This window comes from Candidatus Zixiibacteriota bacterium (assembly GCA_034439475.1).
Taxonomy (GTDB): domain Bacteria; phylum Zixibacteria; class MSB-5A5; order GN15; family FEB-12; genus JAWXAN01.
In genome coordinates, this window is sequence record JAWXAN010000007.1 from 1 (window position 1) to 23,361 (window position 23,361).

Consider the following 23,361-nt stretch of genomic DNA (forward strand, 5'->3'; position numbering starts at 1 on the left):
AAATCTATGAATCAAATCATCAATGCTCACACTTGTAACTCTGTGCGGAGCAATCCCGCCACAGCGGGCAGGCTCAGCACAGACAACACAACCGCTATCACAGACCACAGGACACACTAAAGAAAATTGCGAAAGCCCTTGACATTAGTGTTGATGATTTAATAAACTGGCCATGAATATTCTTTTTTACATCGGAATCTTTCTATTCGCAGTTGGTGCTTGGCAAGCATTCATGCGAGGCACGCACTCTGAAGTTATCAGCGGGATATCGCTTATATTGGGAACGGTTTTTGTTTTTATCGGCAATTGGCACGCTGGCTTGTTCTTTATATTTCTATTTGCCTCACGGTTTTTGTTAATGCAAATATTTCGTTTTTCAACTTATCACGAATACTTTTACAAAATTTCTCTCGTACTAATCGGTTATGCTATTTTAGTTGCCTTTCTGCTTCTGAAATTTGGTTTTGAAAATTACTTTTGGTGGTATTTGATTCTAAGTGGTTTATTCTTGCTCATCAATCACAAAAAGCAACATCAAGCTAAGAATTTTCTTGATTTGCTCTCTGGGGACGACAAAGAAAAACGCGCGGAAGCAGAAAGTTCCTTTAACAAAACTATTAAATATCACCTTTTAAGTGCGGTGGTATTTATTATAAGTTTTGCTATAGCGTTTTCTTACTTCTCCGGCGGTATAAAAACAGATCAATTCTTTTTTAAAATTCCAGCGGTATCCGTTAGAAGTAGCAATATTGAACATTTCAGCAAATCAATAGATTTCGCCAATAAAGCGACTAAAATTTCTAATAGCGGTGGTGCGTATCAACAAATGGGAGCGGAAGAAATAAAAGGAATGGTTGAAAACTATAAACAAGCATTGTCCGAAACAAAACAAGTGCATATTCAAAAGCTCAATTCTGATTATCAAGGATTCGGCGACCATTATAAAAACGAACTCATCGTCGGAATGGAAATGTTTATAGATGGTTCTGAAAAGTCTGACGCGCAAAAATTCCTCCAAGGACAAGTGCTGTTATCGCAATGGGGCGATTGGTACGAAAGAAACTTTGACGCTATTCGCAATTTATAAATATGAAAAACAAGGGACAAATCGTAGAATTTTCGTGGAATGTGAACGACTTACTGTCTCAATATGTCGCAATTCACGATAATGTTTTCAAAGCTTCAATTCGCCACGTGATACCAATTCCCGGAATTTTCAAGGCGATTGATTTTGGTGCTCATCTTGGAAAGGTTGAAAACATCATCTTCGAATTAGAGAATTCCGACAACAAAATAAAATCCTTTGCTGAAAATGTAAGCGGGCAAGAACGAGAATACCTTGATTTACTCTTCCAATATGTTGATGCGTTAGTTGAGACAGTAAGTCGTCTAAAAATTGTTTTGGGGGCGCTTTACGCCAAGAGCCAAAGTTTCGCTAATTCAAATTACGATTGGAAAAATTACAAAAGTGATCTTGCGAAATACGAGCAATCAGTGCAAGATTATATGGCGATTGGCGGACACTTGAACGAATTGTTTGAAAAAATAAAATAAGGCGGCGCGCCAGTTTCACTGGCACGAAATTCGGCGGCGGCGGAAAAGCGAGGGCGGGCAATTATTATGTGCTGGGGAGCTCTCCCCGGTCGGTTACTTCCGCCGACTTTGACGGGGACGGGAAACCTGATCTGGCGGTCGCGAATACAGGCTCCCGCAATGTCTCGATCCTGAAAAACATCAGCAATTGGCCATCCTGCTGTGCGGGATTAACGGGCAATGTCGATTGTTCGTCTGATGATGTTTCAGATGTTTCGTACCTAACGGCTTTGATTGATTATCTGTTCATTTCGCTGACGCCGCTCTGTTGTCCAAGCGAGGGCAACATTGAGGGATCACTGGACGGTGTGGCTGATGTTTCTGATTTAATCCGGTTGATAGATTATCTCTTTATCACGCTTGCTCCGACCGCGGCCTGTCAGAGAGACAGCAGGGAATGGTGCAACCGTGAGATGGGTGGTGTTGTCGGTAGGAGCCGGAATGAACAGAGAACTGAGATTGCCGCGTCGCTTCGCTCCTCGCAACGACTCATTGGAAATGTCACCCCAGCGAAAGCTAGGGGATCCATCATCTATTGATTCTTGTACTACACCGCTTGCGGTGTGGTATTACCGATGGTGACTCGTACCACACTCAAAACCCGCCACGCGGGCAGGCGCGGCGGCGTAGTCGACTCCCCCCAGTGCCGTAACGGGGTGGGTTAGCCCTTCTTCCACCCCGATAGCACCTCAACCAGAAGCCGCACACCAAATCCAGTCGCCCCTTTAGGTGTATATGGTCTTCCCTTCTTCTCCATATCGACATAGGCGATGTCAATATGCGCCCACGGCCAGTCGCCGATAAACTCTTGAAGAAATGCCGCTGCGGCAAGTGTTCCGGCCACTGGCGGACCTGAGTTTACAAGGTCGGCAATCGATGATTTCATCTGCTCAAGATAATCTTCCCAGATCGGCAGTTCCCAAACACGCTCGGCTGTTATATCAGCAGCCCGTTCGAGAGATTCGATCAAGAGCTTGTTGTTCCCCATAATCGGTGCGCCGGCAAAACCAAGAATAAATCTGGCTGCTCCGGTGAGCGTCGCAATATCGATGACCGCTTGCGGATTAAAGGTGTTGGCGTAGTCAAGAGCATCAGCGAGAATAAGGCGCCCTTCAGCATCGGTATTGATTATCTCCACCGTCTTCCCATTGCGCATTTTCAAAATGTCACCCGGCTTGATTGCCGTGCCGGATGGCATATTCTCAGTGGTCGGAATCAGCGTAACGATATTGAGCGGTAGTTTGAGCCTTGAGGCCGTGAGGATCGTCGCAAGCATGACCGCCGAGCCGGCCATGTCCTGTTTCATCTCATGCATATCAAGAGCTGGCTTTATGGAAATACCGCCTGTGTCAAATGTTACACCTTTCCCAACAAGAACAATCGGTTTCGCTGTGGCAGCCCCACCTTTGTACTGGAGAATAATGAATCGCGGAGGCTCGACTGACCCTTGGGCGACTCCCAGCAGACCGCCCATTCTCTCCTTTGCGATCACTTTTTCATCGAGAATTTGACAAGATATCTTGTGCTCCAATGCGAGTTTTTTCGCCCGCTCGGCATAGATTCGCGGGGTCAGATCGTTTGGAGGAGTTTCAGCAAAGCGTCGAGCCAAAAGCTGACCTTCGGCGATTATTGCCCCGCGTGTGACATCGTCTGCAAGCTTTGCAACCAAAACCTTTCGCGTAGTGATGAATGTTAATTCCCCAAGCTTGCTTACTTTCTTGTCTGATTCCTTTGTCTTATAGTCAAGCATCTTATACGACCCGAGAAGATACCCTTCAACTGCCGCCTGATAATTCGCATCTTCCTCACAATCTCCCATATACACCGCGGCCTTGGTTGAACCGCGCAAACCTTTGTGACGTGAAAGATTTCCAAGGGCTTTCCTGAAACTATCCGGCAAGAGCTTTTTTGTCTCGCCAAGTCCCACGAGCATCAATCGTGAGCATTTGAACCCGGCCGGATGATAGATAACGGAAATCTCGTTCTCCTTGCCGCTAAATTCTTCGGACCCAAGCAATGTTGTCACCACTCCGTCCGATGCCATATCAATTTCTTTTAATATCGAAGATTTGATTTTATCTAACTTTGCAGCAGGGATGATCAGCGTATCGCCGGAGTATTCCTGCGGCCGAGTTGCAATGACATTAAATTTCATGAATTCTCCTCAAATCGAAGCAGATAATAAAGATGATAAAATCCAGATGAACGCCAAGAACACAATATCCGCGCGTCCGACACATCAGATTATTCGGAAATAGTCAACGAGGGTACATCGGCGCGGACGGGTAAATGTACTCGCTTTTGTGATCCCTTCACCAGTCGTTCCGGCAATGGACATGCTTGCATACCCTTCACCGCCAAAGCCAAGCCCGGCCATGTTCGAACCATTCTTTACAAAGATATTCGAGCGACAGAGTTGCGACATATTGGACAAATTAACAATCGAGGTTGAGTGCATGACAAATGTGTGCTTGTAATTATGCTCAGCAACCACCGCCTTCTCCATCCCTTCTTCGACTGTCTTGACACGCACAAACGGAATCACCGGCATCAATTGCTCAGCCATCACCATCGGGTGATCCCAGGCCGATTCGAAAAAGACAAGTTTAGTCCCGGGCGGCGGCACAACATCGATCTGTTTGAGAATTTCCTCAGGCGATTTTCCAATGAATTTTCTGTTCACTTGAACATGACGGTAGCCCGATTTCTCAAGATCGCTCTCGATGAGAATCTTCATCAGCTTGTCAATATTCGCGCCCACTAATTCGTACGCCCCATTGGCAACCATCTCATGTTTGAGTTTGTGGGCGACCTTGTCGACCACAAAGATTTCTTTCTCATCAGTGCAAAGAACATTGTTGTCAAAACTCGCGCCAACAACAATGTCCCGTCCTGCCTGGGACAAAATAGCTGTCTCATCGACCAACACCGGGGGATTACCCGGTCCGGCGCAAATGGCCCGTTTGCCGCAGGTCATCGCTTGCTTGACTACAGCCCCGCCGCCAGTCACAAGAATCAGATCAATTTTACGGTGCTTCATGAGCGTTTGCGCGGTCTCTATTGTAGGCGAAATCAGGCAGACAATCAAATTCTCAGGGCCGCCAGCTTCAGTAATCGCATCATGAACCAATTTGGCCATTTCAGCCGAAACACCTTTGGCCATAGGATGCGGACAAAACACAGCGCCATTTCCAGCAGATATAGCCGAGATGGAATTATTGAGTACAGTCGCCGCAGGATTGGTTGACGGAGTAATAATTCCCATCACTCCCCAAGGAGCCGGTTCGACAAGGGTAAGTCCTCTGTCGCCGCTATATGCGACCGGATGCAGATCCTCAGGTCCGGGAGTTTTGTTCGCACAGAGAATAATTTTGTTCATCTTGTCAGGCATTTTGCCCATGCCGGTTTCGGTCACAGCCATCCGGCCAATCCGCTCGGCCTGTGCCAGAGCATGAAAGCGGATATTCGCCACAACTCGCAATCGCTGTTCAAGACTGATATCGAGCCAGCGGCGTTGCGCAATCCGACAGGCATCGATTGCTTGATCCATTTCCGAAAAGAGAGAAAGGCCGTCGCGTTCTGCTGTCGGTCGGAGCCCGAGCCTGTTTTGGATTATGGATTGTCTAGGAAAGGCGGCCAGAGTTGTGGTGGATTCGTTGACAGCCGCTTTTGAAGCATGACCGTTTGTTGTCCCATTATCTGTAATTTCAGAAAGGACACGTCGGACGAGTTCTTCGACCGATTTTTGTTGTGTTGAATCAGCCATACACGGAGATGCAAAAAAAATATGTTACCGGATACACAAAGTCGTATCCGATTGATTAGTGTATCCTTTATTTCTCGCCTGGAAGTCGTGCCGGGAATATCTCAAAGACATTGGCATGCGGTCGCGGTATAACATGACAGGAGACCAGCTCTCCAATCTTTTGCGCCGCCGAGGCGCCGGCATCGGTTGCGGCCTTCACAGCCGCGACATCGCCGCGAACAATTGCTGTAACAAATCCTCCGCCAATCTTCTCGTATCCGACCAAAGTTACTTTGGCCGCTTTGACCATCGCATCCGATGCTTCGATCAGCGCGACCAGTCCTTTAGTTTCTATCATCCCAAGTGCTTCCATCGGTTCTCCTCAAAGGCAAATAGCAAAGATTACTTTACTAAAATAGTACGTTCGCCTCAATACAATGTCAAATAAAAACAGAAATTCTTTGGATTTGAACGTGGATTAGAAAAAATCGCTTATGCGTCCTGCCGCTCGGCAATGGATCACTGCCGAGGCGGTTTCTTCTTTTCTGGGTACGTGAACGAAAGGTGTCTCCCGACATTTCGCAGGTTATCTACCAATTCCGGAGGCGAAACAACCGATGCCTCGCTCCCAAAACCCAGTATCCAGCGCTGGATCTCCTGTAAACCGCTGACCGTCACTGTATAGAGAACTTCGTTCTTCCCGTGGGCAAGAACTGATTCGTTGGCATGATGTGTCGCGCTCTGCACCACTTTGGCCGCTGTGCCGGTCAGCCGGACGACAACTTCGACAGATTTACCCTGATATATTTCCCAGCTTCCTTCAAAATAGCTGTCGGCATTGATTCCCTTTTGGCGGTTGAACCGCGCGCCAGTCGTTGAAATACCAATAACCCGATCGATGCGGAATGTCCGAAACTCCTTGCGGTTAGTACAGTACGCTACAAAATAAAAAGATCGGCCGCGGAAGACTATAAAATACGGCTCGACCCTCCGCGAAGTCACACCTGAAGCCAACGAATCATAGTCTATATCAAGGGCGTTCGAATTCTCAATTGCCTCTTCGATTATAGAGAACCATTTTTCGACAGACTCCGAATTGTGCGATGTCACAATATCGACCTGCAGATTCTTTTGAGAACGCTTCTTCCCTTCTTTGACAGCCTGCGAGAGATTGGCCTCGATTTTGGCCGAAAGTTCTTTGATAATCTTTCGATACTTGGCCGTGCTTTTGAGTGGTGAGGAATCTATCATCAATTTTAGACAGGTATACTCGTCGAGATTAAAATTAAGCGGAGGCAAAAAATTATCGGTAGCCATTTTGTATCCCCGATCATAATAAATTGGGACATTGGCTTCCGACAAGGCAATCAGATCGCGGTAGATCGATCGTTCGGTCACATCGCATTCTTTAGCGAGACTTGCCGCATTCAGATTTCGCCGCGAGCGTAACAGATTCAGTATAAAAAGCAACCGGTCATATTTGGACATACCCATACGATATTCTCCCTGTGCGCAATATACTGGTATTCTCTTTTTCGTCAATATAGGGACTTCCCCATAGATGTCACTTGGGTTTCCCTTAGGTTTCGTGCGCGGCTATCGTTGATATCCCCGTAATGCCATGTCAACAAGCGCCTTATAAAAGGCGCGATCCCCGGCACTGGCTTTGCAAGAGAAACACTAAACCATAGCGAAGAAACCTCAAGGACTCGGGGGCAAAGAATGAACAAAAGAGTAAAAGACTTTTCATCGCGGGGCGGGTCGCATCAGGAATCAAGCCTCGCGCAGTTTGCAGCCAAGGCGATGTTTGCCATTGTCTATATCGTAATGTTATTGACCCTGGCCCAGTGCACAATCAAAAAGCCAGAAGCGCCGGAGTGGAACACTCAGCTCACCATTCCGCTGGTGCATCGCACCTATCAGATGGCGGAAATAATCGACAAGATTGATCAAGAAGGAATCTCAATCGATTCGCTTGACAATGTCGTTTTCAGTTTTAACCAGGAGACTGACACCGCGACACTTGACACCGACAAGCTGACCACGCCTGCGTTGTCCTATTTCCTATCACAACAACTTGGCCTTGTCAGCATTGTCCCGCCTGTTATTGCGCCTGTCGATCTGGCAATTTCTTCAATAGCTCCACTGGCTGCGGCAATACCGGGCAATATCCCAGCGATGAATTTCCAGGTTGACAACAACCTGCCTTCGATCACATCATTTTCAAGCGTGACTATCGCAAACGGACAGCTCTACGTTGTCATCGATAATACACTTGGCATTGATCTGGATGTTGTCACTGTGGACTTATTCGATCAGAGTGGCCCGACGCTTATTTCATCCCAGTCCTTTCCTACAGGAATTCCCAGTGGAACAGTCGATTCGGTCGCCATATCGCTGAATGGCCGGACTATCTCGAATAATCTTCTGGCACAGGTATCCTGCCACACACCGGGCGGGTCGGTTCTCTCCGCATCAAACAAGTCTTTGTCTACCGCCGTTCATTTCAGCAGCCTACTCAATGTGAGCGCAGCAACCGCGGAGATTCCGGCTCTAAATCGCAATTTCTCCCAACAGATTCAGTTGAATGAAACCGATGCCGTTCATAGCGCGACACTGTCGAACGGAACATTATCGCTCACAATAACAAACACAACACCTTTGCAATCATCGGTCACCTTGACTTTCCCCGACCTTGAACTTAATGGCACCCCGCTCTCCCTCATCCAGTCGGTCAATCCAAATGGCAACACTGTCGCAAATATAAACCTCGCGAACTACACTCTTTCACCTAATGACTTGTCAGTACCTCAGCAGATTGCAGTGATTGTGGTCGCTGCGGTTCCGTCGACAGCGCCATCGCAGGTCACTGTCGATCAAAGCCAGCAATTTTCCGTGACGGCTCAGCTCGACAATCTGACCTTCGGTTCGGTCACCGGAGTCTTCGCGGCAACCAACGCGACAATTGATCCAATAGTAAAGCTTGTAAATGTTCCCACAGGATTTGATGCCGTCACTCTTACCTCAGGCATACTCACCATAGAGATAGAAAATGCCGTCGGACTTCCAGGAAGTTTGGATCTTGTTCTCAATGGAAGCAACGGCAAGAGCCTAAATATAGGCGGAGCAGTCGCGCCTAAATCAGGCGGCAGTGCGACTGTGACTGTCTTGATTGACACAACCGTCGCGGATTTCATGACCCCGCTGCCTGACAGTGTGGTTATTTCTGGCACTGCGACCTTCGGTAATGGCTCAACCGTCGGGACGATAAGCGCCGGAGATTATATATTCGCCACAATCGGAATATTCGCTCCGCTCGAAGTTATTCTTACAGAAACCACGATTGAGACCGACATCGAGAGCCAGGATATTGAGCAGGACAATATTGATGCCATCACAGATCATGTTGTCGAGGCCCGTTTTATCTACTCAATTACAAACCACCTCCCGCTCGGTGTGCGGGTCAATATTTTCCTCGGCGGAGATTCTGCCACCGTTGCCAGCGCCCCACTGCTCGCCTTTGATACTATCGCTATTTTGGCCGCTCCCGTTGTCGGTGGTATTGTCAGCGACACCATCTCGACTGGCTACCGCACAATTATTCTTGACAGCGCAGATATTCAAGTGCTGAAGAATAATCCGCTTTTTATTGCCACCGAACTTGTTCTCAGCGGCTCAAACGGACAGCCTATCAAGCTTACCACAAACGACTACATCACTATCAATGCGCGAATCGAAGTCGAATATCGATTCGACGGTGAATTTTAAGGAGGGGTTATGAATATGAATAAATTTCAAACACAGACGCTCAAGGCGGTTCAAATCCTCAAATACTCGCTTTGGCTGCCTTCGGTTCTGATATGGCTTGCATCGACAGTAGTCCTGACTTACGAGGATTCTCTTGCCGCCGGACTCTCATCAGCGCGGACCATGGCGATGGGTGGAGCTTTCACCGGTCTTGCCTCCGGAGTCAACGCCGCAAAGTACAATCCGGCAAACCTCGGCCTTACTGGCTACAAGAATAGCGGATTACAGTTGATAGGCATTAGCGCCAACGTCTCAAACAATTCATTTACTTTGGGCGATTATAACAAGTACACCGGCGCATTTCTCACAGAATCTGACAAAAGCTATCTCTTGGCGCGAGTACCAAATGACGGTCTCAAGTTAAGGGCTGATGTCGAAGCTACTGCGATGTCACTCGCCGTGGGAAGCGTCGCCTTCACCCTGAGCGGAGTAGCCTCTGCAGATATAAATCTTTCGAGAGACGTTTTTGATTTATTGCTCAACGGAAACTCTTTCGGGGATACAATCACTATTACCGGATCCCACGTCGACGGAATAAGCTATGTCTCTGCAGGTCTCTCTTACGGTAGGTCCGTTTACTCCAATGGAAGCCGGCAATTGACTATTGGAATAACTATGAACTATCTGCATGGCTTAGGGGTTCAAAAAGTAATGGAATTGCGGGGCAACGCCACCACAAACGAAAGTGGCTTTGCAGGAGAGGGTCAGATAATATCACGCAACGCGATCGGAGGCTCAGGTTATGCAATCGATCTCGGCACAGCGCTCAGACTCAATTCGCACTATACGCTCGGCGCTAAATTGGAGAATCTGCGTGGAAGTATTTCATGGGATAAGAACACAACAGAGCAGGGCTATCTTTTTAGTTTCGACACAATGACAGTGGATAACTCAGGCGAGGACTATGTACTTACCGACGACTACGATAAAGAGATCGAGAGTTTCTCAACCTCGCTTCCCAGAACGCTTACCGTCGGATTTGCCAACACAAGCGGCAAGTTCCTCTGGGCCGTTGACTGGAAGCAAGGGCTCAACAATGCCTTTGCCGTCTCAACAAAACCGGGAATCGCTGTCGGCGCAGAGTGGAAACTCATTAATCTTCTCCCCTTGCGCGCCGGATACTCGGTGGGCGGGGATCGCAATCCAGTATTTTCTTTCGGATCCGGATTGAACCTGCTCGGCTTTTATCTTGATGCGGCAGTCATGACCGGCTCCTCATTTTCTAGTTCGTCAAGCAAGGGGGCTCACTTTGCGCTTTCAACTGGGCTCGTGTTTTAATAGGGAAGTAACAGAAGACAAGGGGTATATGATGAAAACTCAAATAACACAGAAAAGGCATCTCCTTTTAGGATTGCTGACAGTCGCATTCTGCATTACAGGAAGCGCATTTTCCGCGCCTCCCCATCCAGACCTCATTGAAAGGCGGCAAAGTGAAATTGCTTTGTCACTTCCGCTAACCCCGCTCCCGAGCAACGCGGAGATGCATCAACAAGGCATTTGTACGCCCGATGATGACTTCTTTGTCCGGTATATAAACGGCAAGCAAGAGTCGAGAGGCGCAAACCTCTCCGCCGCAGCTGCTGGATTTCGCATACTTGCGATTCTTGTTCAGTATTCAGACAAGAACTCCCTTGTCCCTTCCACCTCCTTTGATTCGCTTCTCTTTAGCAGCACCGGCAATACTGTCCGCGATTACTTCGACGAAATCTCATACGGACAGATTGATCTCATCACAGTCAACAATCCGTCATCTCTTGGCTGGAGAACTGCCCCGCAGACATATGCCTACTATGTCAACGGCCAAAATGCGACTGGCTCATATCCACAAAACTCGCAGAAGATGGTCGAAGACTTGGTGGATCAGGTCGATCCGCTTGTTAACTTTGGCGACTATGACAATGACGGCGACGGATTCGTCGATTGTCTCCTGATTATTCACACTGGCACTGGAGCCGAGTTTTCCGGAAACGCCAATGATATTTGGTCGCATAAATGGTCGATCACTCCCCGGCTGAAGGATGGCGTGAGGATAAGAAGCTTTACCGTGCAACCCGAGTATTGGAATGTCCCCGGTGATATGACTATCGGAGTATATTCACATGAGCTTTGCCATGGATTCGGGCTTCCCGACCTTTATGATATCGATAACTCCTCTTACGGAATCGGGAAATGGTGCGTTATGGCCGTAGGCAGTTGGAATGGACCCACTGGTCTTGGAAGTTCACCGTCGCACCCGTGCGCCTGGAGCCGCGCTAAAATGGGCATCGCAACACCAGTCAATGTCACGGCCAATCTCGTCTCACAGTCAATTGCCAATGTCGGTACAGGCGGGACAATTTATAGGATGTGGACTTCCGGCCTTTTGGCTAATGAATATTTTCTTGTCGAAAACCGTCAACAGACAGGATACGATACCCATATACCTTCCTCTGGTTTGCTGATTTGGCATATCGACGACTCCAAAACTGATAACAGCCAAGAATGGTATCCAGGCCAACCCGTGGCAAATCACTTTGCCGTCGCCCTTGAACAGGCCGATGGGTTGTTCCAACTCGAGCAGAAGACGAGCTATGGAAACACCGCCGATCCCTTCCCCGGCTCCGATAACAAGCTGAATTTTAACGGCACAACTACTCCCAATTCAAATGGCTATCTCTCAGGGGCTACATTTGTGGGAGTTAATAATATCTCAAGTTCCGGCCCGACCATCACAGCCGACTTGATTGTCGGTCTTGCGTCAGGAATCGACGACGACCAGTCGCTTTCAGGACTTCCGGAAAAATATGAACTGTCGCAGAATTATCCGAACCCGTTTAATCCATCAACAACCATCCAGTTCTCAATTTCAAACCCCGGACAAGTGAGCCTTGTTGTGTATAACACTCTTGGACAAGAAGTTGCCACCATCTTTGACGGCCCAGCGCCGTCTGGCATCACGACGACCACGTGGGAAGCTCAAGATGGAAAGGGCAGCGCCCTTGCATCAGGAGTTTATTTTTATAAGTTGGTTATTGATGAAACTGAAGTCGTCAAAAAGATGGTCTTGCTTCGATAGCCAGCCGTCCCGGCGTAAGCCTAAATCCCTGAAATTTGAAAAAGGCTCTGATATATTCATCAGAGCCTTTTTTGCATGTCAGAAGTTCCGAGCTTAAAACTCTTCGCTGACCGATTCTTCAGCAGGGCGCGGGACACGTCCGGATTTCTTATACTGCATATGACAGCTCTTGCACCGCTTCGGATCCTCACTATAACCGCGCTCAGCAAAATATTCTTGCGCGGCGATGGTGAAGACGAATTCTTCCTTGCATTCGGTACAAATCAGAACGCGCGATTTAGATCTCGTATCCATTCATCCCCCTCTCTGCCGTATGCGGCTTCTTCCCTGATAACCACCTGAACGGCTGCGGATTTTGGACAGCGGTTAAATAGTTGAATGCAATTGTTAAGTCAAGTAAAAAGCGAGAGAGGTATGTTTACTAATACGGGTTACAGGGCGAGGGCGCAAGGCTGATAAAGAGATTGCCAATCAGAGCTGTCAAATCGGAAATATCTACAGGGTCAGCGCAATCCATCTCACCGGATAATTGAATCGGTTGGGGTGGCGGCCCACCAATAAACAGATAGCTAATAAGATACGTGAGGTCAGAAATGTCGACTTGCCCATCGAAGTCCACATCACCGCGCTGAACCACCGTCACCGCCCGGCTGGTGTGACTGCTCGTGACTAACTGATCATTCAATGAAGTTGCTGTTCCAAGGAGATTGCTTACCACCCCAAGGGGCGTCGAGACAGGCGGCATGACAGGAATAGAATAAACAATAGTGTCCATTGCAGTAAGAAAGACATCAATGGAATCCAACGTTACCCAGCCCATATCATCTGAGTATTTCACTCGAATGACATCGCCGAAGCCCGACGTGTTAACTACTTGATATTCAAAATCGCGGCCGCCGCCCGAATAGACGGCGGTATCAGTTATTATTTCCGATGCTATAGAAAACGGAGAGGTCAGCCTCGCCGAATATGTAAATGACGCGGCAGCCCCAAACTGAGTCAGATTGACGCCTATTAAAGTCAACGATTCATAATTTTCTATGCTGTCGACGTGAATTGTGTCGGTGTACGTTCCGGATGCAAGTGACAACTTCACAAACTCATGGTTGTTGGACCCATCCGTTTTGACCAGCCAGGCGCCCCACTGACGGCTGTCGTCCCCATTGAATGAGATAGCCATCCCGCCGCTGAGCATCCCCGGGAGAAATTTGATATAGGTCGCGGCGTAGCCGGCTGGATTTTTGGGGGAAACTTGATTGAGCACAGGGAAACCTGAATATGTGGCGTCTATAGTCACAGCCGGATATTCCGAGCCCTCTTCATAATGCAGGCCGTCATCGCGTACGCCAGTAGCAAAATTCCATGCCTCAAACTCGGCGAACGCCGAGTCCTGTGTCCATCCATAGCGACCCTGAAGTGTGTCCGAAAGTGTGGTATAAACGTCCGAAGAGCGAGCACCCTCCCAGACAGCCCGAATAAGAGACGTATCGAATTTTTCACTCAGAAACGAAGCCCAGATGAAAGAGGCATACATATGCAGGGTCATTTCCATCAATGACTTTTCAGGATCATTCATGAACGTCCCGAGATAATTATAATTGTCATCGACCTGATTGAAGGTGATATCCTCCATCCATGTCGCCCCAAGCTCCATAAACCAGATAGCCTCATTCGGATCATAGCCGAACTGTACACAGTGATGGAGCTCATGCCCAGCAGTGGCCTTTGCCGCTCCCGCAACGTTCCCTTCCGGGTCGTTATTCTGAGGAAAACCTATAAAATCCCGATTGAGAACAAAATAGCTGAACTTGTCATTCCACAATGCTGGCCCGTCTCCCTCTGGCACAGCATAGCCGTAATACGGCATCTCTTCAAAATAGACATCGAATTTGCCGTCACCGCCAAATATCAGATCCGATGGCGGATCCAAATATCCAAGATCTCTGTGAGTTTCCAGCGCGCTATCACAGTATGCGGCGCACTTCTCCACATAATCAGGGATAGTATTGGCATTCCCATCCGCAGGCGGGACCGCATGCTCCCCTGAAATATCATAGTGAAGTTTAAAAAAGCCACTAGGGGAGTTATACGTAAATGCTGTCGAGTGGCGGGTCAGCATTGCGCCAACCGCCGATTGTGTCGATCTTGAAAGTTCGTCCCAATGATTGTAAATGTCGACAATGACCATTGTCGCGCATCTGTCAGGAAGTTTCTCGCCTTCGTCGAAACCAGCGCTGTAATGCGAAGGGAGCGACATGGGGTCCTTGATGGCCTGAATGAGCAAAATCGCCTTTTCATCCAGTGTCACCAAACCGGCTGAAAAATCATTTTCAATTCTTTGTATCGGGTCGGGAAGCGCTTTATCAGAATACCTAACTGCTGAGACGCTACCTGAAATTAGCGTCAGTCCGGAAATCATAATAAGAGCGAAAATCAGAATAACCCGTTTAACAGACATATATAGTGCTCCGTGCAAGTTCTGTGCCGATCCAAGCGCGTGGCTCGTCTCGTTATTAATAAGGATACATGAGTGGCGATGAGACCGCCGACGATCACTTGGCCGAAGAGCCCAAGGTCAGAAATGTCTATCGATTCGAAGTCCTTGGCGATTACTGACCCTGCTTCTTGAGAGGCTCACTTGAGCAACCATCCTTACTTTACGCCCAAAATATAGAAAATTCAACAGCCAAACTATCTGCACAAAATATACACCTGAGTAGCCATTTTGTCAAGTTTTATGACTAGAAAGCCGAATGTCTAAAGTATTGCCCTGTACCGAAGGTAAGTTGCCAATTATCGTCGTCATCGTGAGAAAGGTCGATCCGCAGTGACTCAGATTTGGCAAATTTTTCCAGCGAAAGCCTCAGCCCTACTCCAAGACTCTTGTTGTAACGGGCTAACCGAATCGGCGCATCTTTTGTCCAAATGGCCCCCACATCGGCAAATATGACCCCGCCAATTATAACCGAGGCGATCTCAGTACCCGGCCAAAAACGAGCCTCAATATTATAGACATTTATCTTGTCACCAGAGCGGAAGAATTGATTATATCCGCGAAGTCCATTCTTTCCGCCCAGGTTGAGGGTATTGTCAGATCCGGCGCTTGTGTTTGATGTGTACGAGCCTCTGCACGCTAACGTAAAGAAGTGTGAAATACTGCTATAATACAGCAGACCAAGATTTGAGGTCCTCCGGAGTTCATCACCACCATGAAAATAAATACTCCGTGTATAAGATGCCTGGATTACGTTCGCCCCAAAATGCTGGCCATAGAAGCCTCGAGCGAGAATTACATCATACTGCGAACTGTTGAAGTCAGGATTTAACGCGCCCCCGTATGCTCCTGACAGTTCAAAGCCAAGTTCAAAGTCCTCAAGATAATTATAGCCGTTTATTCGCTTGAGCGCTACAAATTGAAGATGCTGATACTTGATCTCGCACACGACCAAATGATACAAGGAATCCTGAGTAAAATTTCCGGCGTTAAAAGGGTTTGGCACACCGGATGTATCACCAGGCAAAGTATTGCGAGAGAGGACAACCTGTCTATTGTATTGATAGGCGAGACCTATGGCAATTTTTCGGTTGTATGTACCCCAACGATACTCCCCGTTTGCGGAAGCCAGTTCAATTCTATTCACTGATTCGGCATTTCGAATACCTTCGTTATAGTAATCTCGCCGACCTCCCAAGCGCGCTACACTTGTCGAAAAGGAATAATTCTGGGATAGATTATAATAGGGGCGGCTGATTGTTACACCACGGACAAGAGACATGGGGTCGCTCTTATAGTTGAATTCAACGCTCAGTGGTTTGCCCGCGATTCGCCCGTCCCGGAACGAAGTTGCTATGAAGTTTTCCTGCCGCCCTTTAATGAAATAATCGAAGGTCATCGACTGATTATAGCCAAGGAAATTGCGCTCTTCAACACCAAACTGATAGTCGGTCCGATTGCCATCTCTTCGAATCTTAGCCCCCCCCAACAAGCTCCACTGATCAATTGTTACCACCCTGACAAGCAGACGGTTGCCGGGTAACCGAATGGTTTCTATCCAAGCATCATTAAGTGAATATCGTTTTCTTAGATTACGAGCCGTTTCCTCGGCCACCTCGGGATCATATGCCTCGCCAACCCTAAAGAGAAGCTCGCGGCGAACGACATGCTCACGAGTCTTGCTGTGCAGACGATTTGCCGTTCGAAATGCAAATTTATTATATTCCTGTTTGTCGGTATCGTATATCTGACGGTTATCAATTTCAATTGAATCTATCGTGGACCCCTTGTCATTCTGCCCCGGAAGCTCTGGCTGCTTAAGGCCGAGCAAATAGAACTCAGCCGATTTTGCATTAACGCAAAGGCTGACGGTCAAGGCAAGACTGATAATGAATATTTGTAAAGAACGGCTCACGATTTCTCCGTGCACAAGAGCATAACTATTTGGCATAACTCCATCACTACAATGAACAGTTCTATCAAACAATTGGTTCAAAGCACAAAACCAGCCAAATGCACTCCCCCTTTAAGAAAATTCCCGTCTAGCCGATATTAATTGGAAAAGAAACCTTAAATCAAATATAAACTTATTTATGGCACGAAAAAGAATCGGCGATTTACTTGTTGATAAACGACTTATAAACGCCGCCCAGCTAAGTTCCGCTCTAACCGAGCAAAACACAACGGGCAAGCGTCTTGGGCAAATTCTTGTAGATGCCAATCTGATTACCGAAGACCAGTTAATCGATACTGTTGCCGAACGGCTCGATATTCCCAAAATTTCTATCGAAGCTCTTGTTATTGATGCTCAGGTCGTCCAGCGTGTCCCGGTGGAAATTGCCCGCCGGTATACCCTTATTCCGGTTTTCGCCAGCGGAAATACCCTAACCTTGGCCATGGCTGATCCCCTGAATATTATTGCCATAGACGAAATCAAATATCTCACTGCCTGCGACATCAAACGCGTCATTGCCAAAGCAAGCGAAATCCGCGAAGCCATCGACCGCTATTATTCGGTCACAGACACCCTCAATGAAATAATGGGTTCCTCCCGTGAGAGAGGCCGACCTTCCATAACCGACGAGCTTGCGGCTGAAACTCCCGTCGAGGCCGAGTCACCGATTATAAAACTTGTCAATCTTATCATCTCAAAAGCTGTCAAAGACCGGGCAAGCGATATTCATTTTGAGCCTGATGAGTCAATGCTGCGAGTTAGGTTTCGAGTACATGGCTCAATGCGCGAAGAAGCTGCGCCTCCAAAATCAATGCAAAATGAGTTCCTCTCACGAATAAAAGTCGCCGCTAATCTTGACCTCTCGGAGAAGCGTCTTCCGCAAGACGGTCGAATGTCTGTCACGGTCGACGGTTCCATTATCGATCTGCGTGTTTCGACCCTGCCAACAATCCATGGCGAGAAAATTGTTATTCGAATTCTTGACCGTCGAAATCTCCAGCTCAGCTTTAAAGATTTAGGCTTCCGTGACAAAGTCTTCCAAGAATGGCTCAACGTCATTCATAAACCAGAGGGGCTAATTCTTATAACGGGTCCGACCTCAAGCGGCAAGACCACGACTTTGTATACCACCCTTCAAGAAATTAATTCGATCGAAAAGAATATCGTCACGGTCGAAGATCCAGTCGAGTATTCCCTCCCTTTGATAAATCAGATTCAGATCAATGAAAAGGCGGGACTGACCTTTCCCTCCGCGCTTCGTTCCATCCTCCGCCAAAATCCTGATATCATTATGATCGGTGAAATACGCGACGCGGAAACCGCCCGCATGGCAGTCAGATCGGCCCTGACCGGACAGATTGTCTTCTCAACCATTCATACCAACGATGCACCATCGACCATAGGTAGACTAATCGATATGGGCATTGAGCCATACCTGGTCGCCACCGCCCTCAAAGGTGTTCTCGCGCAAAGGCTGGTCAGAACTAACTGCTCGAACTGTACCGAAGACCACACTCCGTCCGATACATTGATTGCCCGGGCCGGACTCACAGGAATGCGCGAGGTGCTCAGCTTCCGCTATGGCAAAGGATGCCGGCAGTGCAAAGGGACTGGCTTCAAAGGAATGACCGGTATCTATGAATTCATTCAGGTAACGCCGGCCATGAGCGAAGCTATCCTGACCAATCAGAGCACAAACAGTATGCGCGATCTTGCCTACCGTCAAGGATATCTTCCGTTATTTGAGGCGGGACTTGAAAAGCTTGCGACTGGTCAAATCTCGCTTGAAGAACTTCTCAAAGAGACGTCGAGTACGGATGACATTTCGTATTCCACCAGTGCTGGAATAATGCGGGAAAATATCGATGCCGTTAAATTATAAATATCGTGCAATGAGCCAAGATGGCTCCACTCTGCAAGGCGTCCTTTTCGCCCATAACTCTGAGCAAGTCGAACAGCACTTGGCCGAGCGCAATTTGCGGCCCATCCGCATTGAAGCCGTGTCCGCTCAAAGTTCCTCGTTTCTCTCATCCATGTTCAACAAAATCGACTATGAAAAGTTGATTATGTTCACCAACGGCCTTTCGACCATGTACAAGGCCGGTATTCCGCTTGTGCGGGCGTTGTCGATTATCCGCATCGGCCCGGTCGAAGGTCGCTTTAACACGATCATCGATGAACTCCGATCTGCCGTTCAGTCTGGCAGGCAATTATCCGAAGCAATGAGCGACCACGCCGATGCCTTCTCAAGCGTCTATACTTCGTCCATAGCGGCAGGCGAAGAGTCCGGAAAACTCGAGTATACCCTCGATGAACTTGCTGTCATGCTCGAAGCCGAGATGGAAATAACCCGCCAGGTGAAATCGGCACTACGCTACCCCCTGATCGTTATCGCAGTACTGGCATTGGCCTTTATTGTCATCCTGACCTTTGTCGTGCCTCGTTTTGTAGACTTCTTTGCGGCCTTCGATTCCGAGCTTCCCCTGCCCACACGGATATTGATTTACACCGGGGTCTTCTTCAAAAGCTATTGGTATCTCCTCCTTGCCCTTTGCGGATCGGCTATCTTCGGATTCAATAAACTCATCTCCCATGAGCCCGGCAGGTTATGGGTCGACCGCCAGCTTCTCAGGATTCCCATTCTTGGTGAATTAATTATCAAAGGAAATGTAGCGCGCTTCTCCTTCATGTTTCGCATTCTCTTTCGCTCCGGCCTGCCTCTTGTCAACTGCCTACGCGTCCTTTCGTCAACGGTCAAAAATGCCGCCCTTGGCCATGAGATAAAAAAACTCGAAGAACTATTCCGAAAAGGAAAAGACCTCGAATCTGCAACTGACACCTTCAAATGGTTCCCAAAACAAGCCCTGTACATGATGGCTATCGGGCTTGAGTCCGGAAGTCTTGAAACAATGTTAAACGAAATCGGGAGCCATTACGCCAAACAAGTCAGCTACACCTCACGCCAGCTTACAGCCATTATAGAACCCTTGCTCACTGTCGTGCTTGGCGGCTTTGTGCTCCTAATCGCCTTGGCAATCTTTCTCCCTATGTGGAATCTGATCAAAGTCGTAGGGCAGTGAATTCCTAAAGAATGTCTGAATTGCAGCCGATACTAAAAATGAAACAGCAAATAAACATATCTACAGGAGGAATGATGTCATTCTCAAGGATTTCTAACAAACGCGGTTTTACGCTTGTAGAACTTGTCATCATCATCGTGGTACTTGGCATTTTGGCCGCAGTCGCCATACCAAAGTACCAGGATCTCACCGGCCAGGCCAAAGACGCCGCGGGTCGCGCCACGCTTGGCTCACTCAGATCGGGTGTCTCTATTTTCTATGCGAATGCAGCCATTACCACCGGTACTGCAAGCTGGCCGACACTCTCCGAGCTTGGAACGGTGAACACCGTGATGGCCACTTCCATCCCGAAAAACCCTTACCAAGTAAATGCCAACGCCCCTGACTCAATCGTAACTGGCGTTACAAGAGGGACCGTTGTCGGAACTCGCGGCGGTTGGGCCTACAAGCCAACGACAGGCGAAGTCTGGTTGAATACCAGCACAACAGGCGAAAACCTCTGGTAGAAGTTGCTCAATGACAGCCTTCAACTCAAATCGTTTCTCTGGTCTCGATCAGGGTGGATTCACTCTGATCGAGATTGTTATTACCATGATTGTTGTGGGCATTCTGGCGGCTGTCGCCATACCCAAATTTTCCACTATGACTGATTCGTCAAAAATAATCGCAACCAAGGAAGAGTTGACCACACTCAAGAAGGGGATAATTGGAAACCCTGCAACCATTTCCGGTGGTGAGTTAATCGACCGCGGCTATGAAGGGGATAACGGATTTGCTCCCTCCCAGCTTCTTGACCTTGCAAAAAAGCCCGACTCTGTTTCTCCATATAACCGCCTGACAAGACTCGGCTGGAACGGACCCTACATCGACAGTTCAGGCGGCGTTTACCTCAAAGATGCCTGGGGGAACAATTACATTTACTCCTTGAGTTCACGTTATATACTTTCGGTCAACGGAACCGACAGTATCAAGGTCACATTCTAAGTGGCAAACAGCATGGATACTCCTTCAACAGACCAGCTTGAGAGCGAAATCAAAGAACTCTCAGCCGCAGTATCTCTCCCCGCTGATTCGTCAAACATAGAAATACCTCTCAAGGCCTCAAGAGACTTGGCTGTTGGCCGGCACCTGAGCTTTGCCATCAACGATGAATCAATCGAGATGGCGGCATCAATCCGCATCGCAGGCCGCACCAAATTGCTGACTGCCAGAAAATACACGTTCCCCTCATCAGACAACTCACGGGATCATCATAAATCTGAAACGCTTACAGCTATCAGCAATTTTGCCAAAGAGTATGGCGGACGAAAACCGATTATAACGCTCGTGGTCAGCGGGCCGAGCACTATCTCGCGCAATATGATAATGCCAAAGCTCAATGGGAAAGATCTTGACTCAGCCATTCTCTTTGAAGCCAAAAGACAAATTCCCTTTCGCATCGAAGATTGCTATTTCAGTTACCGTGTCATTTCCGAAATCAAAGGCCCCGCTCTATCAAAAGTGAAAGTTGCCCTTGTCGCCTGCCTCAAGAACCTTATTGACAAACAATTAGCGTTATTTGGTGAATTTAAATTTGAAGTTGCGCGGATAGTTCATGGCCAGGAAGCGCTTGCCAATCTTCTCCCTTTTATTGGAGGATTCGATTCTTCAAAAAGCTACTCGTTGCTCGATATTCAGAAGCACCGTTCGCTGATTTCGTATTACCGGGGTAATACTCTTGAGTTTTCACACATCATTTCCCTCGGCTCATCCTTTCTTGCCCATCGCGAAGATGCCACCATGTTTGAATATTTCGCAGAGTCCCTTGCCGGTGAAATTCAGAATTCCATCGATTACTACACCGGCCAACACACAACCGGCTTCGGTAACTCCGTCTATGTCCATGGTGATCTATCGACCAGCAGCGAGTTTATTGACCTGCTGAGCGATAGGTTCGGATTTGATTTCAAACAATTTCCCGTCCAAGAACTTTCCTTTGGAAACTCAAAAAGCGAAGGTCTGAAATCTCTCCCCCTTTGCCTTGCCGCCGCTGCCCCGACAGTTGCCCGCATACGGCCCGCCAACCTCCTCCCCCCGATTCGACTTGCCAAGTTAGCGCTCAAAAAAATCAATCGGCTATGTGCCACTGCGCTTATCCTCGTCGTCATAAGTTTGACATTTGCACTCTTTTCGCAACAGCAACGGTTTGCTGACGCGCAGACCAATCATGAGACCCTCAAAATATCCGTAGCCGAACTGCAAAACTCTGAACTCTATAAAACCTACCATGCCCTCCAGAAGCAGATTGCCATGGACGAAGCCTATCTTCTGGCCGCCGAGGCCCCGCTGAGTTTTCTCGGAGAAAACCTCAAAGAGTTGAGCATTATCACACCGACTGGAATACGGTTGTATGACTTCGAAGCCCGCAATGACCAGACCGAACAAAATTTTTATTTCTCTGGCGTGGCTTCGTCTTTACTCACACCGCCCGAAATAATGGTAGCCGAGTATGTTCAGATACTCGAAGCCTCGTTGTTCTATGAGAACGTCACAGTGGTTCGCTTTCATAAAAAGAAAGTCGGGGAACGTTTCGAGCTCGATTTTCAAATTGCCATGAAAGGCCGCGTATGAAAACCCGGCTGACTCTATTTTTAGGCATTACACTCGGTCTGATTGCAGCATGGTACCTCTTCCTCTTTGCCCCGGCGATGAATAACCAAAGCGCTCTTTTAGCTCAAGTCGCACAAACCGAATCCGAGTTGGCGCGGCTCAATCAGACTATGTTGGAAATACCAACCTATTTGGAAAAACGAAACAACCTTCTCAACAGCCGCATCGTCCTGAACTCCAAACTCTTCGGCAAAGCTGAGATTTTGTCCATGCTCGGCGATATTCGCGCGTGTGCGCGAGACGCCGGAATCAAGATAGTGGACATAACTCCGCCTGTCAGCGAGTTGCTTGCCATTCAGCAGGATGTTTCATCAGACAGTCTTATTCCGCTCTTTATCAACCTTGGCTTACAGCTCAACGGCGATTTTTTCAGGCTTGGCAGATTTGTTGAGCAGATAGAACAATCCCCCTTTTTCAGAACTGCCAACAGTTGCGGAATTGTCCAGTCACCCCAATCAGAGCATGACCTCAACATGGCCATCAGTATGAGAGTCATTCTCGCCGGAAAAGAGGCGGCTCGTGACCGATAAACGTCGACAACTTCTGACCTATTCAGTTTGTGGAATAGCTGTGATATGGGCAGCGTTCAATTTCGAATTTGGCCCGCCAAAATCCCCAAATCAGCCAAATGCCGTGCTTGCGACAATCATTCCGATTTCAGACCAGGCAGGCAAAAAAGCCGACGATCTCCTTGCCGCTAAACTTGATGAGTTGCACATGCGAAACTGGGGAATGGATCCATTTCGATCAGGATTTCGAGCCTTTGCTCTTGAGCCAACTGATCCACTGCAGACAGTAAAGAAGCCGCAATGGATTGTCAATGGCATCCTCTACACTGCCTCTTCGCCCATCGCTTACATAAATCAGAAGCCCGTTAAAGTTGGCGACCATGTTCACAATGCCAGGGTTCTTGAAATTGGAAAGAAAGATGTCGTTCTCGAATTTGAAGGACGCCGGATACGGCTTTCGGTTAACCAAGGATAA

20 protein-coding genes are annotated in these 23,361 nt (G+C 48.1%); 13 read left to right on the forward strand and 7 right to left on the reverse strand.

Annotated elements, in window-relative coordinates; all coding sequences use genetic code 11:
* Positions 1 to 172: 172 nt before the first annotated feature.
* From SGI97_00415 to SGI97_00425, 3 genes are all read left to right on the forward strand, one after another.
* Positions 173 to 1,087, forward strand: a complete 915-nt coding sequence (locus tag SGI97_00415) for a hypothetical protein (GenBank protein MDZ4722365.1) — start codon at positions 173 to 175, stop codon at positions 1,085 to 1,087.
* A gap of 2 nt (positions 1,088 to 1,089) precedes the next feature.
* Entirely contained in the window at positions 1,090 to 1,554 is a 465-nt protein-coding gene (locus SGI97_00420; GenBank protein ID MDZ4722366.1) for a hypothetical protein, read from the forward strand.
* Between the two features lie 68 nt (positions 1,555 to 1,622).
* Complete coding sequence (locus SGI97_00425) at positions 1,623 to 2,132, forward strand: FG-GAP repeat protein (protein ID MDZ4722367.1); 510 nt, start codon at positions 1,623 to 1,625, stop codon at positions 2,130 to 2,132.
* 122 nt (positions 2,133 to 2,254) lie between these two features.
* Here SGI97_00425 and SGI97_00430 read toward each other — a convergent pair whose 3' ends face one another.
* From SGI97_00430 to SGI97_00445, 4 genes are all read right to left on the reverse strand, one after another.
* On the reverse strand, positions 2,255 to 3,748 hold the full coding sequence (locus tag SGI97_00430; GenBank protein ID MDZ4722368.1) for a leucyl aminopeptidase: 1,494 nt from the start codon (positions 3,746 to 3,748) through the stop codon (positions 2,255 to 2,257).
* Between the two features lie 84 nt (positions 3,749 to 3,832).
* Positions 3,833 to 5,359, reverse strand: a complete 1,527-nt coding sequence (locus SGI97_00435) for an aldehyde dehydrogenase family protein (protein MDZ4722369.1) — start codon at positions 5,357 to 5,359, stop codon at positions 3,833 to 3,835.
* A 67-nt stretch (positions 5,360 to 5,426) separates the two neighbouring features.
* Positions 5,427 to 5,711, reverse strand: a complete 285-nt coding sequence (eutM, locus tag SGI97_00440) for an ethanolamine utilization microcompartment protein EutM (GenBank protein MDZ4722370.1) — start codon at positions 5,709 to 5,711, stop codon at positions 5,427 to 5,429.
* A 146-nt stretch (positions 5,712 to 5,857) separates the two neighbouring features.
* The gene (locus SGI97_00445; GenBank protein MDZ4722371.1) at positions 5,858 to 6,826 is read right to left on the reverse strand and encodes a YafY family protein; all 969 of its coding nucleotides are present in this window, start codon (positions 6,824 to 6,826) and stop codon (positions 5,858 to 5,860) included.
* Between the two features lie 234 nt (positions 6,827 to 7,060).
* On the opposite strand from SGI97_00445, the gene SGI97_00450 reads away from it, so the two are divergent.
* Genes SGI97_00450 through SGI97_00460 form a run of 3 tightly spaced genes read left to right on the forward strand, consistent with a single transcriptional unit; the run spans position 7,061 to position 12,200 of the window.
* Positions 7,061 to 9,106 (forward strand): hypothetical protein, encoded by a 2,046-nt coding sequence (locus tag SGI97_00450; GenBank protein MDZ4722372.1) that lies wholly within the window; start codon positions 7,061 to 7,063, stop codon positions 9,104 to 9,106.
* A gap of 15 nt (positions 9,107 to 9,121) precedes the next feature.
* Positions 9,122 to 10,423, forward strand: coding sequence for a DUF5723 family protein (locus tag SGI97_00455; protein ID MDZ4722373.1), 1,302 nt, complete (start codon positions 9,122 to 9,124; stop codon positions 10,421 to 10,423).
* Positions 10,424 to 10,451: 28 nt separating this feature from the next.
* Positions 10,452 to 12,200, forward strand: a complete 1,749-nt coding sequence (locus SGI97_00460) for a M6 family metalloprotease domain-containing protein (protein MDZ4722374.1) — start codon at positions 10,452 to 10,454, stop codon at positions 12,198 to 12,200.
* A 93-nt stretch (positions 12,201 to 12,293) separates the two neighbouring features.
* On the opposite strand, the gene SGI97_00465 is transcribed toward SGI97_00460, so the two are convergent.
* From SGI97_00465 to SGI97_00475, 3 genes are all read right to left on the reverse strand, one after another.
* Positions 12,294 to 12,494, reverse strand: a complete 201-nt coding sequence (locus tag SGI97_00465) for a zinc-ribbon domain containing protein (protein ID MDZ4722375.1) — start codon at positions 12,492 to 12,494, stop codon at positions 12,294 to 12,296.
* A 127-nt stretch (positions 12,495 to 12,621) separates the two neighbouring features.
* On the reverse strand, positions 12,622 to 14,658 hold the full coding sequence (locus SGI97_00470; protein MDZ4722376.1) for a hypothetical protein: 2,037 nt from the start codon (positions 14,656 to 14,658) through the stop codon (positions 12,622 to 12,624).
* A gap of 283 nt (positions 14,659 to 14,941) precedes the next feature.
* On the reverse strand, positions 14,942 to 16,609 hold the full coding sequence (locus SGI97_00475; protein ID MDZ4722377.1) for a hypothetical protein: 1,668 nt from the start codon (positions 16,607 to 16,609) through the stop codon (positions 14,942 to 14,944).
* 178 nt (positions 16,610 to 16,787) lie between these two features.
* On the opposite strand from SGI97_00475, the gene SGI97_00480 reads away from it, so the two are divergent.
* The 7 genes from SGI97_00480 to SGI97_00510 are packed head-to-tail and all read left to right on the forward strand — an operon-like array spanning position 16,788 to position 23,361.
* Positions 16,788 to 18,530 carry an ATPase, T2SS/T4P/T4SS family gene (locus SGI97_00480; protein ID MDZ4722378.1) on the forward strand — a complete coding sequence of 581 codons (1,743 nt, stop codon included), beginning with the start codon at positions 16,788 to 16,790 and terminating at the stop codon, positions 18,528 to 18,530.
* Positions 18,514 to 19,728 carry a type II secretion system F family protein gene (locus SGI97_00485; protein MDZ4722379.1) on the forward strand — a complete coding sequence of 405 codons (1,215 nt, stop codon included), beginning with the start codon at positions 18,514 to 18,516 and terminating at the stop codon, positions 19,726 to 19,728. Before SGI97_00480 ends, SGI97_00485 begins: the two co-directional genes overlap by 17 nt.
* 11 nt (positions 19,729 to 19,739) lie before the next feature.
* Complete coding sequence (locus SGI97_00490) at positions 19,740 to 20,234, forward strand: prepilin-type N-terminal cleavage/methylation domain-containing protein (protein ID MDZ4722380.1); 495 nt, start codon at positions 19,740 to 19,742, stop codon at positions 20,232 to 20,234.
* Between the two features lie 10 nt (positions 20,235 to 20,244).
* A complete protein-coding gene (locus SGI97_00495) occupies positions 20,245 to 20,712 on the forward strand; it encodes a prepilin-type N-terminal cleavage/methylation domain-containing protein (GenBank protein ID MDZ4722381.1) in 468 nt (155 codons plus the stop codon).
* A 12-nt stretch (positions 20,713 to 20,724) separates the two neighbouring features.
* Complete coding sequence (pilM, locus tag SGI97_00500) at positions 20,725 to 22,338, forward strand: pilus assembly protein PilM (protein ID MDZ4722382.1); 1,614 nt, start codon at positions 20,725 to 20,727, stop codon at positions 22,336 to 22,338.
* Positions 22,335 to 22,907, forward strand: coding sequence for a hypothetical protein (locus SGI97_00505; GenBank protein MDZ4722383.1), 573 nt, complete (start codon positions 22,335 to 22,337; stop codon positions 22,905 to 22,907). The genes pilM and SGI97_00505 overlap by 4 nt, the downstream gene beginning before the upstream one ends.
* Positions 22,897 to 23,361, forward strand: a complete 465-nt coding sequence (locus SGI97_00510; GenBank protein MDZ4722384.1) for a hypothetical protein — start codon at positions 22,897 to 22,899, stop codon at positions 23,359 to 23,361. Before SGI97_00505 ends, SGI97_00510 begins: the two co-directional genes overlap by 11 nt.

Excerpts from the sequence above, each read along its gene's own strand:
- SGI97_00415 (MDZ4722365.1), top strand. The coding sequence starts at position 173 with ATGAATATTCTTTTTTACATCGGAATCTTTCTATTCGCAGTTGGTGCT.
- SGI97_00420 (MDZ4722366.1), top strand. The coding sequence starts at position 1,090 with ATGAAAAACAAGGGACAAATCGTAGAATTTTCGTGGAATGTGAACGAC.
- SGI97_00430 (MDZ4722368.1), bottom strand. The coding sequence starts at position 3,748 with ATGAAATTTAATGTCATTGCAACTCGGCCGCAGGAATACTCCGGCGAT.
- SGI97_00435 (MDZ4722369.1), bottom strand. The coding sequence starts at position 5,359 with ATGGCTGATTCAACACAACAAAAATCGGTCGAAGAACTCGTCCGACGT.
- eutM (MDZ4722370.1), bottom strand. The coding sequence starts at position 5,711 with ATGGAAGCACTTGGGATGATAGAAACTAAAGGACTGGTCGCGCTGATC.
- SGI97_00445 (MDZ4722371.1), bottom strand. The coding sequence starts at position 6,826 with ATGTCCAAATATGACCGGTTGCTTTTTATACTGAATCTGTTACGCTCG.
- SGI97_00450 (MDZ4722372.1), top strand. The coding sequence starts at position 7,061 with ATGAACAAAAGAGTAAAAGACTTTTCATCGCGGGGCGGGTCGCATCAG.
- SGI97_00455 (MDZ4722373.1), top strand. The coding sequence starts at position 9,122 with ATGAATAAATTTCAAACACAGACGCTCAAGGCGGTTCAAATCCTCAAA.
- SGI97_00460 (MDZ4722374.1), top strand. The coding sequence starts at position 10,452 with ATGATGAAAACTCAAATAACACAGAAAAGGCATCTCCTTTTAGGATTG.
- SGI97_00465 (MDZ4722375.1), bottom strand. The coding sequence starts at position 12,494 with ATGGATACGAGATCTAAATCGCGCGTTCTGATTTGTACCGAATGCAAG.
- SGI97_00470 (MDZ4722376.1), bottom strand. The coding sequence starts at position 14,658 with ATGTCTGTTAAACGGGTTATTCTGATTTTCGCTCTTATTATGATTTCC.
- SGI97_00480 (MDZ4722378.1), top strand. The coding sequence starts at position 16,788 with ATGGCACGAAAAAGAATCGGCGATTTACTTGTTGATAAACGACTTATA.
- SGI97_00485 (MDZ4722379.1), top strand. The coding sequence starts at position 18,514 with ATGCCGTTAAATTATAAATATCGTGCAATGAGCCAAGATGGCTCCACT.
- SGI97_00490 (MDZ4722380.1), top strand. The coding sequence starts at position 19,740 with ATGTCTGAATTGCAGCCGATACTAAAAATGAAACAGCAAATAAACATA.
- SGI97_00495 (MDZ4722381.1), top strand. The coding sequence starts at position 20,245 with ATGACAGCCTTCAACTCAAATCGTTTCTCTGGTCTCGATCAGGGTGGA.
- pilM (MDZ4722382.1), top strand. The coding sequence starts at position 20,725 with ATGGATACTCCTTCAACAGACCAGCTTGAGAGCGAAATCAAAGAACTC.
- SGI97_00505 (MDZ4722383.1), top strand. The coding sequence starts at position 22,335 with ATGAAAACCCGGCTGACTCTATTTTTAGGCATTACACTCGGTCTGATT.